Here is a 15,491-nt window from a genome sequence, read left to right as displayed (position 1 = left end):
TTTACCACTCGAAATTCCGAGGGTCTATTATTGACTTTTTGGGCTACTGTCTGTCATTGCATTTTCTCTTACATATCCAATAAAGAGGATGATCCACTATCTAAGAAAAGTGTCCAATCAGAGTGGCCTTTCAGCTTTGTAGCGGGGATACGCTCCGTTTCCTCATAATCGATGGTCGATTTTATCGCATTAGCCTTTCTACTGCCGGGGACGCTTGAGATGATTACGTCACATTGCAAAATTTGATGAACCGACATCGTTATCGCCTTTTTCGGAACATCCTCAATAGAAGGAAACCATCCTTCATTCACCTGCTGTTGTCTGCATTGCTCATCAAGATTGACAATAATATAAGGTTCTTCCGTATCAAAGTCGGCTGGTGGATCATTAAATGCGATATGTGCGTTTTCACCAATTCCAATTAACCCTATATCAATCGGTTCCTTTTTTATTTCTTCCGATAATAGTTTAATATTATTTTGTATATCCCCTTGCCCATCCACGTAATGGACCTTCTCAATATTCACCCTCTCTACAAATCTACTTTTTAAATAGTTTCGAAAGCTTGCCGGATGGTCGGCGGGAAGGTCTATGTATTCATCCAAATGAAACATCTCCACCTTACTCCAGTCGACATTGGAAGCAACAAGTTCTTTTAACGTCTCAAACTGGGATGCCCCTGTAGATAATACCAATCTAGCTTTTCCGTTTTTTGCGATTCGCTCTTTTAGGATTTCCGCGGCTTTTTCAGCTGCAGCTTTTCCTAATTCCTCCTTATTTTTTAAAACTTTTACCTCCATTTTTAAAACTCCTTTCGGTAAAATTTTGGGTTTCTTGTTTAAGAAAACTTAGTAATCATTTTGTAGATTTAATATAGTAATCGATTACTTTTTTCCATAACCTTTTAACTGGTACATGCACTTTTCTTAGAGTAAGAATAGCAATTCTAATGTTATTCAATAGTAATCGATTACTATACATGCTATCATACAAAAATGTAATTTCAAGACTATTTGCATAACTTTTAATTGTCCAAAAACGGTTTATGCCTCATGACAAGCAAGGTGAAACCCTGACGAAACTTATGAATGGTTTCTTGTTCTTAGTGATCTGGCTCCAATCCCAAATTCCCCTTTACTCCGGCTTTGTGTACACAAGATTTTTTTACAAGATCACTTTATTGATTTTTCAAATCCATTAATAAACTACACAAAGGTTATTGCAAAAAATTCATTAATGACGAAACATATATAGAGAGACACCAAGATCTCACTAGATGAAAGACACTGTTAAATCAACGTTTACAACCTCATACTTTTTCAAAGTGGGAAATAATGTTATCACCAAATGATGTAAACTCAAAAATATTTAAGGGTATCTTATATTTTTTGTAACGAAACGTATTTTCATGGTACTAATGTAATGAAGAGCTTAGGGGGGAGGGCAACATGAACGAGCTTGAAAGGCTATATACAGAGATTCAGCCAAAAATTTATGCTTTTTTCTATATAAAAACTTCAGACAAATCTGCTGCAGAAGATTTAACGCATGATGTTTTTTATGAAGCAATTAAAGGAATTCATTCTTTCTCAGGAAAATCTACTCTGCAAACGTGGATATTTTCCATCGCTAAAAATGTATTAAGAAAACATTTTCGATCAAAAAAATATACGACTGGCCTTCATGATAAGCTCACTCATGATGTCCCTGAACTTCCCAGTACCCCTGAGGATGTATATATAACGAAGGAAGGCCATTTTAATCTATTACAAAAGATAAACAGCTTGGATGAAATCCAGCAAGAAATCGTAACGCTGCGCCTATATGGTGAATTGTCTTTTAAAGAAATTGGCGAGCTCATCAATAAAAGTGAGAATTATGTTCGAGTCACATTTCATCGAGCAAAACTGCGACTTCAAAAAGAAATGGGGTTGAACCATGAATAAAGATTGCGTGATTGTAGAAGATCTTCTGCCCCTTTATAACGAAGGATTGCTTCAAGACGAGACGACTGAATGGGTAGAGGCACATTTAGAACACTGTGAGAGCTGCCGTGAACTCGCACTTCTCTCAAAAGAACCGATTGAAAAGGAAAACATACATTCTACGATCGATTCGGAAAATATGATTAAGAAAATAAACTTAAAGCTATCTATATATCAAATTATTTTTATAGCGATTTCGTTTATTTTTGCGATTAAAACATCGTTGTTGCATGAAAGTTTTGGGTTCATATTAACATATCCGATTCTAGGGTTGATTACGTATTTATTTTACCGACGATTTTTAATTGTTGCTGTAATCGCATTTTTACCGAATTTTATTTGGTCCTTGATCGATATTGCATCAGGTGCCCCCATTACATTCGATGCCATCATCGGTTCTATTTTCCTTGCTGCTATACATTTAATCTTTGCCTTAGTCGGAAGTATAATTGGCTTGCTCATTTTAAAACTTAGAGAAAGAGGTCCAACAACATGACTAAAATGAAATGGATATATTTAATTCTTCTTATAATTCTAGTCGTCCCCATTTTATTTTTTTACAACGCATTTAATGGGAATCCAGCTTGGAAGTACTTTTCAAATAAGTCAGTAAAGCATTATTTAAAAGAAACATATCCTGGACAAGAATTTGTTATCCCCAATGGTTTTTATAATTTTAAAGTGAGCGGTTATACGTATAATGTAAGGAAAGTTGGCGATGAGCAACAAAAAGAGCATGAATTTAGCGTCACTGGTTTTTGGAAGCCGACAGTAACATACGACGGAATCTATTACGATAATCTAGATCTGCCGCTTATGGAGAAATTGGGAAAAGAAGCGTCGGCAGAGCTAACGGAACTTCTAAAAGATAAAGTTAAGCGCGTTGTGGAAATGAGTGTGCAAATTGAAATTTTGCAAGGATCATATAGTTCGGATACAACATGGAGCAAGGACTTGAAGTTGGAAAAACCGATTTATATTCATCTTATCGTGGATGTGACGGATATGAGTAAGGAAGATGTTTTAAGAACTGTTCAAGACATTCAACAGGAGCTTAATTCTGCTGACTATTCTTATAGCGGAGTCAGCTTCAATGGAAATTTATTTGATAATGAACAAATAGGTGCAAAAGATCATTTTGGATATGTTAAATATTCAGTTGGCTTTGATAAAGATTCGAACATTAAGCTAAGCGATATTAAAGAATATAATCAATAATATTTTAAGGAGATGATTTACATGTGGGAAATTCCATTTTACGCAATTCTAATGCCGATCATCGCAATCGCATTTTCAATAATTGGTGCTGTTAAGCTGAAAAATTATTATGCAGCTCCATTGATGATTTTTGTTGGTCTAAACGTGTTGACCATCGTATTACCAATGGTTCAAAACGTAGGATGGCAAGCTTTATTTGGGTGGGCAGTTTTCTATACAGTAGTCTCCCTACTTATATCTTTAATTGTAAAAATAACTAGAGCAAAAGTCGCTGCCTAATAAAAAAGACATCGGTCCGAAAACCGATGCTTTTTTTATTATTTTAAAAACTTCACACATACCACTTCAGGAACCTCAACTTCTGAATCAAGCTTCGTTAATTTTCCTGTTTCTTGATCCCTTGCAAATAGCACAAGATTTCCTGTATGTTGATTGGAAGCAATTAGGAAAGATTCACTTGGATCTAATACGAAATCCCGTGGCCACTCCCCGCCTGAAGGTGTTTGTTCAACGATTGAGAGTTCCCCGTTATCTGCATTGACACTAAGCACTGTAATGCTATTATGTCCACGATTTCCTGTGTAAACGAATCGACCATCTGAAGAAATATGGATGGCACTTGCATCATTTGTTCCAGTAAAATCTTCCGGAATCGCTTTAATATATTGCTTTTCTGTAAAGCTGCCTTCTTCGGCATTGTAATCTAGAACGACAACTTCGGAACTGAGCTCAGTTAATAAATAGGCCATTTTTCCATTCGGATGAAAAGTAAGATGACGAGGACCACTACCCGCTCTTACCTTTAAAGTATTCACCCTTTCAAGAGCTGCATTTTCAACTTTATATGTTACAACTTCATCTGTACCAAGATCCGCAACAACGACAAATTTTTTGTCCGGAGTATAGGCAGTATAATGAACATGCGGTTTTTCCTGACGTTCGTGAGGGCCTGTCCCTTCGTGTTTGGAAACAGAAGCTGCTGGTTCTACACCATTATCATTCGTTTTATATAGCCCAACTGTCCCTTCGTGGTAGTTACCTGTTACAAGATCATGTTGATACACATCTAAATGACATGGCGGTGCACCATCTTGCACTTCTGCATTTAAAAAGCTTAACTCCCCTGTTTCAGCATCAACGGAAAATGCCGCCACCCCACCAGTCTTTTCTTGCTGAGCAACGGAGTATAAATAGCGGTTATCTTCACTAATTGCTAAATAAGTAGGGCTGCCAACTTTCGCAGCTACTTCAATATTCGTAAGCTCCGCTTTTTCTGTATCTAGAATAAAGCGATAAATCCCCTCACTCGTTTGCCGAGTATACGTTCCGGCATAGCCTATGTATTTTTTACCCATAACTAGTCATCCTTTCAAAATTTTCTGTTTCTATTATACCATGAACTATGAGGAAAGCATTTACGAGCTTTTAGTGAACACGAATGCCTTCATATATTTGAGGCCATAATAAACTTCATTTTCTAAAATAAGTATTGAAGATAAAAACATCCAGTCGCCTTAAAAACGATCATTCCTCTACTAAATATCCAACTAAATTTGGTAATAAGGCTACATCCGTCAAACCTGGGATTTCTGAAGTATCCCTTATATTTCGAGTAATGCTTATTCGTGCAGCCGCTGTAATAAAATCACACGTCCACGTATCGCAAAATGGTGTACCTAAAATTCGAACGGTCATTTCAAACGATTTGGAGGTTCTCCATACACCATTAACGGCTGCTGTTATCTGTTCATCTAAAAAAGTTAAATTATTTTCCTGCCATTCTCCATTACCAATTTTGATTGAATGTTTTCCTTTGGCATCCCAAAAATTATATTGGTATTTGCCTTCCGAAAAATCAAAAGAAAAAGTTGTAATTCCCGCTTCATTTGGTTGCACATCAAAACATTTTCCCGACCAATTATTGATATAGGGAGACTCACTTAAGCTGCTGGATGATGGTTCATAATATAAAGAACTTAGCTTATTGTCCAAGCAGGTTTGATAACGGTCGGGTGACTCTAATATTCCTGGAAGCAAATGGCTCCATATTAGATTAAGTATTTTTGCCATATCCATCGTACCCGACGTTGTAGCAACTACAGCATTTTGTTCGGGTGAAACTACACAATATTGGCCAAATGCCCCACCCCCGCGATACGCGCCATGAGGGCAACACCAAAATTGATACCCATATCCTAACGCATCATCATTCTCATCGCCCCAGGTGTGAACTTGTTTTCTTGTTGCTTCCTCGACCCAATATTCAGGTATTATTTGCTGACCTTCCCAACAGCCTTTTTGCAAGTAAAGTAAACCGAATTTAGCTATATCCTCTATGGTAGCTTTCATTCCTATACCGCCATAATGAATTCCTTTTGGACAAGAGGTTGTCGTAATTTTACCCATTCCAAGCGGTTCAAACAAACGAGGGGTTAAATAATCAATAAGATTCATACCGGTAACTTTTGTGATAATCGCTGACAACATATAAGTTGCTCCCGTATTATATACAAAGTGAGTACCAGGTGCATGAACGATGCGCACATCTAGGAATTCTTTTACCCAATCATCGCTCTTTTTAAAAAAAGGGGATGTATCTTGATCATGCCCTGTTGTCATCGTAAGTAAATGATACACCTTCAGATTTTTCATATTTTCTTCAATTTCTTCTGTCATATATTCTGGAAAAAAAGATAGGACAGTATCTTCTACTGAAAGTTTCCCTTCTCCTACTGCCAACCCAATAGCAGTGGAGGTGAAATTTTTACTTAATGAATTTAGAATATGTGGCTGTTCTTTAAGGTATGGTGACCATGTTCCTTCAGCTATGACATGTCCATTTTTCAAATAAATGAAACTATGAACCTCTAGTTTTTCTGATTCAATAGCTTTTATGAAATTAAAGATTGATTTAGAAGATACATGTTGTTCTTCGGGTTTACATCTAGGTAATTTCATTTGAATCATCATTGATATTCTCCTTTAAAAAAACGAATCTTTCCCTTAAATCACACCTCTTCTATCGCCTTTATAACAGTGATTCACTTTCCTTTACTTTTAATTTCATACGTTCAATTTCTTGAAGATATTCAAGTGCACATTCAATAAATATTCGGGCCATTTTCTCACCTTTTTCAATTGTTGCCTCCTCTGGGTAACCCCAATATCCATCCTCGGTAATTTGAGTAACATCGAAATAGTCCATAAAAGCCTGGGGAGCAAATTCGGTATTCGTTTGTGATCTTATTTCACCGACATAATTTTTATGTAAATAAAGCATTAAAGATGTTTCCATTTCACCCGCATGCAAATCGTTTTTCGTATGTTTAAATATTTCACCATGTCTATGAGCAGCAAGACCTGAATCCAAAAGAATGACTTCAAATGGATGCAATTCTCTATTTAATGACCTAATCGTCGGTTTTATAATCCAATTACCTCCATGCCAATTTAGAATGATCAACTGTTTAAATCCCGCGTACCGAAGCGATTCCGCAATATCCCTAATAATTAGTGCCAAAGTGTCTGCTTTAACGAAAACCGTTCCCTTTCCTTCTCTATGTTCGATGGAAGAGGTAATCGGAATCACCGGCAAAAGATATGCCCCTTCTAGTTTTTCAGCTATTTGTCTAGCAAAATATTCGGCAAAGATATTATCTGTACCAACGGGAAGATGGCTCCCATGCTGTTCCAATGCTCCGACTGGTAGAATAGCAACCGTACAATTTGAATCATGGAAATCTTTTTTTGTATTGAACATATTTAACATGTAATTATCCTCCAACGGTAAAAGGAGCGGACATTAATATCCGCTTCCTCCCCCTATATTTAAAATACGATTGATTGCTGCCAAATTTTTATTAATTCCAGGAATCAATTAGTTTATTGGCGTTTTCTTCAAGTTCCAATCTAGCATTTGCAGATATTTTATCTTTTTTATTATTCATATGTTTTAAGAAATCCTGCATAAATTTAGTCGCTTGCTTAATTGAACCTTTAGTTAAGTGATGCTCCGCTTGTTTTAAGCTATTTTCCAACTGCTTTGTTAGAGGGCTTCCTAATTCTCCGGAAGCAATATATTGATCTATTAATTGATTCATGTATTCAATAGAAGCTTCTATTTCTACTTCATCTTCCAAACCGTATTGGAATGCTCCAATATCAGGTGCATCTCCTGCAAAGCGATTCGTAATTCCTGGTATAATGGCACCTGCGCCGATAGCAGGCGAGTCTTCTGAAGCAATGCTAAGATCCAACAATAATGAATATTCAGGGTAGCCAGCAAGCGGTGTTAAGTTTAGGATAGGATCTCCCCATACACCGTGTTCTTCCTGACCTGTAGCAGTACGGAATTCCTCAAGTGTATCGAATCTTGCATTATTAAGAGGATCTCCTTGTATGGTGCTCCATTTATAAACTGTGCCTTCAGTCAATTTGGAGAATCCAAGGTTATAGTCAAATACATGATTTAAGTGCCACATATTCATACCATAATTATAGTTATCACTATTTACAACGCGTGTTTCGGCTAAAAAGATATTATTTTTATATACAATATTATTTGTTTTAGCTGGTTCACCCCGATAAATTACACCGTAAGTTGTACCAGGTTTTTGTACAAATGTATTGTTGTAGAAATATAGATTCCTCGTTTCCCCACGTACCCCAGTGTTAAGTTTCGTACTTCCTTGATCGGCGCCAAAGGCTGAATTTCCAACAAAGAAAATCGGTCCTGGGTAAACTGGCGCTACAGAAATAGAGTTTTCTGCCTTTCCAATATGGTTACGAAAAACCCTTGAATTAACTGCAAGGCCATCCATCTCGATGCCATCATCTTTTACGTTGTAAATAATGTTGTCATATATATCCATGTTTTGATTTGGATACGTCAACAATAAATCCGGATCGTCTTGATCAAGAACAGGATCACTATTTTCATCACCCGATGGCGCTATTCCATCTACCACTCCGTAAATTATATTCCCGCGCATCGTTGTAAAAGCCCCTGGATTATCATCTTGCTTAATTCCAAAATAAGTTTGTCTATCATTAGCCGTATTAGAATTACCAGGGCCTTGAGTTTCTGTAATCGGCTCATGATCTTCATCGCTTAGTACGTTATTCATAATTAAATGACCACCAATTCCAGGCATATTCCCTTCATCGCTATGATGAATATGAATATTTCCATGATAAGTGGTTGGGCCGCCAATGCTATCGTGAATATGACTATTTACGACAACATCATAGTGCGATCCCCTAATTTGAACACCGATTCCCTCTTCATTATGAACCTCTAAATTATTCACAACGATATAGTTGGAACGATATAATTTTACAGGTCCCTCTATAAAAGGCTTGTCCATTCCTTGTGAACCAATAAGAATTGGATTTGCCTCTGTACCAGATTTATTTTCAAAAATTGCTGAACTATATACACCTGTTGGATCAAGTAAAATATGATCCCCGGGTTTTGCATTTGCAATCGCTGCATCCAATTCCTGCTGGTTGCCCACATTTACTGTTTTTGAAGCGAGCGGAGGTGTATATTCAGGTTTTGTTTTGACTGTTGTAAAATACTCGCTTGACCCTTGGGAACTATTTACAACTATTTTAATGTCATAAGTTGTATCCTTTTTTAAATCAAACAAACTGGCCGCCATATGATTTCCATCGTATTTTGTGAAATGGTGGCCTTCCCTATAAATGGTTTCTGAAGATTTTTTATAAAAAACAGAAGCCGTTTCATCAGTAATTAGATTTTCAAATTTTATATCGATTCCTGCTGTTTCAAAATTTCCGTATGTTTCTATGTTTACAAGTTCTGTAGCACTACTGCCATTCACTGCAGAAAACGATGGTGGATATGTCACAAATATTAACAATGCGGCCAGCACTATACATGTAAAACGGTATGTATAGATATGTCTTCTTTTTAACATTGATATAAACACTCCAATCCTAGGTAATTAGTTTTTGTTCTACGAACTTCTAAGCCTCACTTTTCATAATGATCCTGTCCTTATTCCTCCCTTTTCTAGATTTTTATATACAAGGCCCTCCTTTTAAAAAAGGATTTGGGATTGTATTTAATTAAAACTTTTAAGTAATAGGAATAAAGTTTGAATATTACAAATTCTACATAAGCAAAAATACCCAACCCTCATAGTAAGAAGGGATGGGTTTGTGTCTATTCCCTTTATAACAAAGAATATATTATGCTTTTAGTTTATATTTGAACTACAACCGTTACGCCCCAGAAATTCTTGGCATCGGCATCGATTCCTTCCCTAATTCCGCCCATATATATTTCAGAAGCAGTTCCTGTTTTAATTCTTGATTTTCCGGCTTATCCCAAAGGTTATAATACTCCCCGGGGTCGTTTTCTAAATCAAATAACTCACCATATGTTTGATTGTAATAGATGGTTATTTTGTACCGCTTATCTACATATGTCTTTTGATGAATTACAGTTGGCTCATGACGGAATTCACATATGATATGATCCCTTGCCTCGTCTTTTTCATTTTGCCAAACTTGGCTTTGGTCCACCCCAGTCATCCTATAAGGAACTTTTATACCTGCAAAGGACAGAAATGTAGGAGCCAAATCAACCAATGATTGCATGGCAGAGGATACCCTTCCTTCCGGCACTTTTCCCGGATATCTAACAATAAACGGAAGTTTAATTAAATCCTCATAATGGAATCCGCCTTTGTATTGAAGCCCGTGTTGCCCAAAAAAATGGCCATGGTCAGTTGAAAAAACAACGATTGTTTCTTCGGTAATTCCAAGTTCATCTAATTTATCTAGTATCTTGCCTATATATTTATCCATCATGCTTACCATTCCATAATAGGTAGCCGTTAATTTTTTGTGGTGTTCCTCCGACACCACATGTGAATGATAACCATGTGATCCGTACCCTGTTTCTACATAATCAGTAAAATCAGGTTCTTGTTCTTGCGTTTTCCCGAAATGGGGTGGATTTTGCTCATGCTCCCCTTCCACTCCTTTAGGAAGGGTTACTTTATCAGGATCATACATACGATCCCAAGGTTCCGGAACTAGATATGGTGGATGCGGGTCAAAAAAACTTGCCCAAAGGAAGAAGTTTTCATCATTATTAACAAACTCTTCCAACTTATGGTTTGTTCGCTCCGCAATCCAAGTATTGTAATGGTATTCTTCTGGAATCGGCCATGAATATTTTACTTTCGGGTCCATAACGCCGGTAGGTCCTTCAAAATACTCGCGCCAGTTCTTACAACCCTTTTCTTCCATCCAAATGGCATAATGTTGTCCTACATGCGCTTCACTTGTATGATTTCTAGCCAGTTCGGGATTCTCAAACCCATAAAACGATTCACTAAAATTTCTCCAAAAGTCTAAATCATGCAATATAGGCTCCGCTTCCAAAGATGGAAATTCTTCAGTTGAAACTAAAGGCTGAAAATGCGCTTTTCCAACTAAGGAAGTTCGATACCCATTTTCAAGAAATTCGTCTCCGACCGTTTTTCGATCCTCTAATAATTTTGTTCCGAGTGTCCACGCTCCATGTTGACTAGGATGCATCCCCGTGATAATGGACGACCTTGTCGGTGTACAAGTTGGATTTGGACAATATGCCCTTGTAAAGGTAGTACCTTCTTTTACTAAGCGATCAAGATTAGGGGTTGAAAGTTCCGGATTAAAAGCACCGATCGTATTCCAATGTTGTTGATCGCTTGTGATTAGTAAAATATTTGGCTTTTTCACAATTTCATCACCCTTTGTAAGCAAATCATTTCGCACCATATAGACATATGAAAAAAGGTGTCTAGTAAACTAAAATTAGGAACCTTTTACAATTCCACTTTATGAGTTTATTTAATTCCCGTTGTTGCAATTCCTTCAACCAAATATTTTTGGAAAAATATAAAGACAAGGAAAATAGGAAGGATTGATAAGACAGAAATGGCGAATAATGAGCCCCAATTAGTAATACCTGAAGGATCAGAGAACATCCTCAATCCTAAGGAAACCGTAAATTTACTTGCTTCATTTAAATAGATCAGCGGGCCCATGAAGTCATCCCACGTCCACATAAAGCAAAATATGGATATAGTCGCAAGTGCTGGTTTAGTCAAAGGTAAAATAATTCGCCAAAAGATGCCAAATGGACCAGCTCCATCGATTACTGCGGCTTCATCAAGTTCTCTAGGAATCCCTTTAATGAACTGAACTAATAAAAAGATAAAAAATGCATTTCCACCTATAAAAGCCCCAATCGTAAGCGGATAAAATGTGTTTACCCAACCTAATTTGTGAAATATGATATATTGGGGAATTAATGTTACCTGACTTGGAAGCATCATTGTTGCAAGGAGAATTGTAAATAATGTTCTTTTAAAACGAAATTGCAATCTTGCAAAGCCAAATGAAATCAATGTTGTTGAAAATAATGTCCCGATTAAAGTAGCACTAGTTATGATTGTAGTATTTAAAAAGAACGTTCCAAATGTATAACCGCCAAAACCAGCCCAACCTTCCACATAGTTTTCCCACATAAGTTTAGAAGGTATTAAGGAAGTAACATTTTGGAAAATTTCTGTTTTCGGTTTTAAGGAGCTTGCGACTGTCCATAATATTGGGTAAATCATGGCGATTCCAACCGCTATGATGACAAAGTGGAAAATGAACTCTGAAGAAAATTTCCTTTTTGCGTACATTTTACTTGTCCTCCCCCGACTCATAATAAACCCACAGGGCCGATGATTTGAAAACTAACGCTGTAAAAAAGGCAATAATAGCTACAAGCACCCATGCCATTGCTGAGGCATATCCCATTTTAAAGTGTGTGAACCCTTTCTCATATAGGTAAACCGCATAAAATAATGTACGATCTAGCGGCCCTCCTTTTGTAATAAGAAAGCTTTGTGTAAAAGTCATAAATCCGCCGATAATCCCCATAACTAAATTAAAAAAGATAACTGGTGTCAACATCGGAATTGTGATATTAAAAAACTTAGATATCTTTCCGGCACCATCCACTACGGCTGCTTCATAAAGTTCGTTTGGAATTTGCTTTAATCCAGCTAGAAATATTAACATTGGTGAACCAAACTGCCATATTCCAAGGAGAACTAATGTATATAATGCGTAATCGGGACTCGCAATCCACGAAACGCCTTCAATCCCAAAATAGGAAAGAAAGCCGTTAATGGCACCTTCTTTACCGAATAATTGCCTCCACATAATTGCGACTGCTACGCTGCCGCCCAGAATGGAAGGAATATAGTATACGGTGCGATATAAAGAAACTCCCCGAAAATTCTTTGCAAAAAGCAATGCCACAAAAAGAGCAGCTGCCAGCTTCAAAGGAATGGAGATAAAGGCAAATTGAAAAGTAACCTTTAAGGAAGTCAAAAATCTTGGATCAGCCGTAAACATTTTCTTATAATTATCAAACCCTACCCATTTTGGACTCGATAATAGATCATAATCTGTAAAGGATAAATAAAGCGATGCAATCATTGGACCAAGCGTAAATGCCAAGAACCCGATTAAATAAGGTGAAATAAATGCATATGCAACAGCCTCTTGTTTCCATTTCGATTTTTTAGGCCTTGATAGTTTCGATGATTGAACATTGCTTTCTTTCATAGGCACTGATGTTTCAGCTTCCATCCTATATGCCTCCTCTTCGCTTTAGTAGAATAATATAAAGGGGGAAGTCCCCCCTTTTGTTATTATTAATTGTTGCTCTGCAGGATGCTGACTGCTTCCGGTCTAAACTGTTTTGCCATATCTTCAGGCTTCAATTCACCATAGTTTACTGCGTCAGAAAGTCTGTTAAATAAATCTGTAATCTCACCGCCGCCTGCTGGTCCAATAACAGGAGCAGCAACTGTATAATCTCCTACCATATCCATATATTCAAATAGTTGTTTTGTTATATCGTCTAGTTCAGGCGACATTCCTTCTCTAACCTTAGAAGAAATTGGAACACCACGATCTGCCATTAAAATTAAATTCGCTTCAAGACTATTTGTCATGAAATCAATAAATCTTGCCGCCTCATCAGGGTGCTTGGAATTTGCAGAGATTGATAGATGTGTAGCTGTCCCAGCGGTTTGTCCCGGCAACCCGTTTGGTACGGAAGGATAGGTTGTCATCCTCAATGGTCTTCCAGAAGCCTCTGTAATTGCCGCTAAAGTATTAGCCGGGCCAACTGCCATTGGAGATTTCCCGAGGACGAGGAATGAATCTTCCAACCCTTGAATTCCAGCCTCATCTTCTGCCGTAGTAGAGATTCCATTATCCATTAATTCCAACCAGTAACTGTAATAATCTATTAGAAGTTGATCGTCAAAACCTAGATCAGTAAAGTCCTCATTATAAAAGTCTTGTCCATGCTGTCTTAAATATATCGCAAAAGCTTCGGAATTGTTGAACGTTGTAATTCCAAAATAACCGTCACCCAAACTATCTTTTATTTGTTTAGACATGTCCTCCATTTCTTCATATGTGTATCCCGGCTTCGGTTCAGGAACACCTGCTTTTTCAAACATAGCCGGGTCATAGAACATAGCACTATTAGAAGTACCTAAACTTACGGAGTATATATGGTCACCTATTTTCCCAATTTCTTTTAGGGCAGGCTGTACATCATCAAAATTGATAATTCCGCTGTCAATATATTGCGTTAGATCCACTAAAAGTCCCCTATCAGTATATTCAGCAAGATATGCAGAACTCATTTGCACCAAGTCGGGCATATTTTTACCGGCAGCACGTGTTGCCATCTTCTCCCAATATCCATCCCATCCCGAAAATTCAGCTTTAATTTTAATATCCGGGTTTTGCTCTTCAAAAAGTTTAATAACTTCTTGTGTGCGGTCGTGACGCGCTTGCTCTCCCCACCAAATGAAAGATAATTCTACAGGTTTATTATCTTCCCCTTTAGCTGTTTCACTACTTTTCCCATCTGTGGAACTCTTCCCACTGCTTCCTTCGTTCGTCTTCTCGTTACTGCTGCACCCAATAATAAAACTCATCATTAAAATTAACATAAATGTAAAGTACAACTTCTTTTTTAATGCTTGCATATTAAAGCCTCCCCTTTTTTTGTTTTTAAACAAATATATTCAAACAGCTATTTAGCCGTAAAAACCAAATCCAGAAAATTGCATTTTTACACCTTTCTTACTCTTCCTTTTTTAACAAAGTGGTGCAATCCCTTTGTTGTATACCATGGATCATTACTTGTAATGGGCAATGATACCCTTTCACCTATAGTCGCCGATTTATAAATGGCTGTAATGACCTCTATGACCCGCCTTGCTTCCTCCCCATTCACAAATGGTTCCCGGTCATCTTTGATAGCTTGGAATAAGTCATTTACTGGGCCTGTATGTCCAGGGTATTCTCCTTGAACTTCATTTGCCTTTTTTTCTAGTTGTTTTAGGCCATCCTTATCTTCCAATGGAAAACCGCCCTCATTTTCTTTAAGTGCATGGAACATAATGGGGATGCTTATTCCTTTATTTCTGCCTGAAATATTAAATCCCATTGTATTAATGACTGAGCTTGAAGTCCCATTGACTTGTCCAATAGAACCATCTGCGAATTTCAGCATGGCCATTGAAAGATCCTCTACATCGATATCATGGGAGATTGTTTCCATTTCTGCATAGACACTATCAACCTTGCCAAGGAGCCATATAAAAATATCCAATAAATGAATTTCTAGATTAATCGTTGCACCACCACATTCGGTTTCCCATTTTCCCCTCCAGTCTACTTCGTAATAGGAATCCCCACGCCAGTACAGTGCATTCAGTTGACTGAAAGTAATTGGATTCAACATTCCTGATTCCATAACATGCTTAACTTGCAAAAAGTCTTTTTTATATCTATTTTGGAACGCAATTGATAACTTCCTATTATACTTTTTTGATGCGGCGATCATTTCATCACATTCTTGCAAGGAAGCAGCTAACGGCTTCTCACAAAGAACATGTTTTCCATGTTTTAATGCCTCCACTACAACTTCTTTATGTGTGAATGGGGGTGTACATATTGAGACAATATCAATGTCATTACGGGATAAAATGGCTTTACAGTTTTTATATATTTCTACCTCTTTACCAATATAGGAAGCTAAGCGAACGGCTCTTTCTTCGCTCACATCACAAACTGCTTTGATTGAACACTGATTGCCGAATTGTTGATATGCTTCCACATGGGCATAAGAAATCCCGCCACTGCCTATAATTGCTACTCCTAATTTGTTCTCCCACATCT

General features: G+C 37.3%; 14 protein-coding genes. 4 read left to right on the top strand and 10 right to left on the bottom strand.

Going from position 1 to position 15,491, the window contains the following annotated elements; genetic code table 11:
- Window positions 1-68 precede the first annotated feature (68 nt).
- Window positions 69-800, bottom strand: coding sequence for a glucosamine-6-phosphate deaminase (locus NQ185_RS05975; protein WP_257580683.1), 732 nt, complete (start codon window positions 798-800; stop codon window positions 69-71).
- A 648-nt stretch (window positions 801-1,448) separates the two neighbouring features.
- On the opposite strand from NQ185_RS05975, the gene NQ185_RS05970 reads away from it, so the two are divergent.
- From NQ185_RS05970 to NQ185_RS05955, 4 genes are read left to right on the top strand one after another with little or no spacing between them, the layout of a single operon-like run.
- Window positions 1,449-1,946, top strand: coding sequence for an RNA polymerase sigma factor (locus NQ185_RS05970; protein ID WP_257580681.1), 498 nt, complete (start codon window positions 1,449-1,451; stop codon window positions 1,944-1,946).
- On the top strand, window positions 1,939-2,481 hold the full coding sequence (locus NQ185_RS05965; RefSeq protein WP_257580680.1) for a zf-HC2 domain-containing protein: 543 nt from the start codon (window positions 1,939-1,941) through the stop codon (window positions 2,479-2,481). Before NQ185_RS05970 ends, NQ185_RS05965 begins: the two co-directional genes overlap by 8 nt.
- Window positions 2,478-3,203, top strand: a complete 726-nt coding sequence (locus NQ185_RS05960; RefSeq protein WP_257580678.1) for a YfjL-like protein — start codon at window positions 2,478-2,480, stop codon at window positions 3,201-3,203. Before NQ185_RS05965 ends, NQ185_RS05960 begins: the two co-directional genes overlap by 4 nt.
- 21 nt (window positions 3,204-3,224) lie before the next feature.
- Window positions 3,225-3,482: a DUF2651 family protein gene (locus NQ185_RS05955; protein WP_257580677.1), complete on the top strand. Its 258-nt coding sequence runs from the start codon at window positions 3,225-3,227 to the stop codon at window positions 3,480-3,482.
- A gap of 38 nt (window positions 3,483-3,520) precedes the next feature.
- On the opposite strand, the gene NQ185_RS05950 is transcribed toward NQ185_RS05955, so the two are convergent.
- The 9 genes from NQ185_RS05950 to NQ185_RS05910 all read right to left on the bottom strand — a co-directional run bounded on the left by NQ185_RS05950 (window position 3,521) and on the right by NQ185_RS05910 (window position 15,489).
- Window positions 3,521-4,558, bottom strand: coding sequence for a lactonase family protein (locus tag NQ185_RS05950; RefSeq protein ID WP_257580676.1), 1,038 nt, complete (start codon window positions 4,556-4,558; stop codon window positions 3,521-3,523).
- Window positions 4,559-4,727: 169 nt separating this feature from the next.
- Window positions 4,728-6,173 carry a serine hydrolase domain-containing protein gene (locus tag NQ185_RS05945; RefSeq protein WP_257580675.1) on the bottom strand — a complete coding sequence of 482 codons (1,446 nt, stop codon included), beginning with the start codon at window positions 6,171-6,173 and terminating at the stop codon, window positions 4,728-4,730.
- A gap of 58 nt (window positions 6,174-6,231) precedes the next feature.
- On the bottom strand, window positions 6,232-6,972 hold the full coding sequence (locus NQ185_RS05940; protein ID WP_257580674.1) for a creatininase family protein: 741 nt from the start codon (window positions 6,970-6,972) through the stop codon (window positions 6,232-6,234).
- A 91-nt stretch (window positions 6,973-7,063) separates the two neighbouring features.
- Window positions 7,064-9,145: an FIMAH domain-containing protein gene (locus tag NQ185_RS05935; RefSeq protein WP_257580673.1), complete on the bottom strand. Its 2,082-nt coding sequence runs from the start codon at window positions 9,143-9,145 to the stop codon at window positions 7,064-7,066.
- Between the two features lie 307 nt (window positions 9,146-9,452).
- Window positions 9,453-10,964 (bottom strand): sulfatase family protein, encoded by a 1,512-nt coding sequence (locus tag NQ185_RS05930; RefSeq protein WP_257580967.1) that lies wholly within the window; start codon window positions 10,962-10,964, stop codon window positions 9,453-9,455.
- Between the two features lie 104 nt (window positions 10,965-11,068).
- Window positions 11,069-11,914 carry a carbohydrate ABC transporter permease gene (locus NQ185_RS05925; RefSeq protein ID WP_257580672.1) on the bottom strand — a complete coding sequence of 282 codons (846 nt, stop codon included), beginning with the start codon at window positions 11,912-11,914 and terminating at the stop codon, window positions 11,069-11,071.
- A gap of 1 nt (window position 11,915) precedes the next feature.
- On the bottom strand, window positions 11,916-12,872 hold the full coding sequence (locus NQ185_RS05920) for a carbohydrate ABC transporter permease (protein ID WP_257580671.1): 957 nt from the start codon (window positions 12,870-12,872) through the stop codon (window positions 11,916-11,918).
- 65 nt (window positions 12,873-12,937) lie between these two features.
- Window positions 12,938-14,293, bottom strand: coding sequence for an ABC transporter substrate-binding protein (locus NQ185_RS05915; RefSeq protein ID WP_257580669.1), 1,356 nt, complete (start codon window positions 14,291-14,293; stop codon window positions 12,938-12,940).
- A gap of 86 nt (window positions 14,294-14,379) precedes the next feature.
- Entirely contained in the window at window positions 14,380-15,489 is a 1,110-nt protein-coding gene (locus tag NQ185_RS05910; RefSeq protein ID WP_257580668.1) for a Gfo/Idh/MocA family protein, read from the bottom strand.
- Window positions 15,490-15,491: the final 2 nt, after the last annotated feature.

The sequence above is a fragment of the Lederbergia panacisoli genome, assembly GCF_024626525.1.
Taxonomy (GTDB): Bacteria; Bacillota; Bacilli; order Bacillales; family Bacillaceae_C; genus Lederbergia; species Lederbergia panacisoli.
Note: the sequence above shows the minus strand (reverse complement) of the source record. Positions and strands in the feature narration are given on the sequence as shown.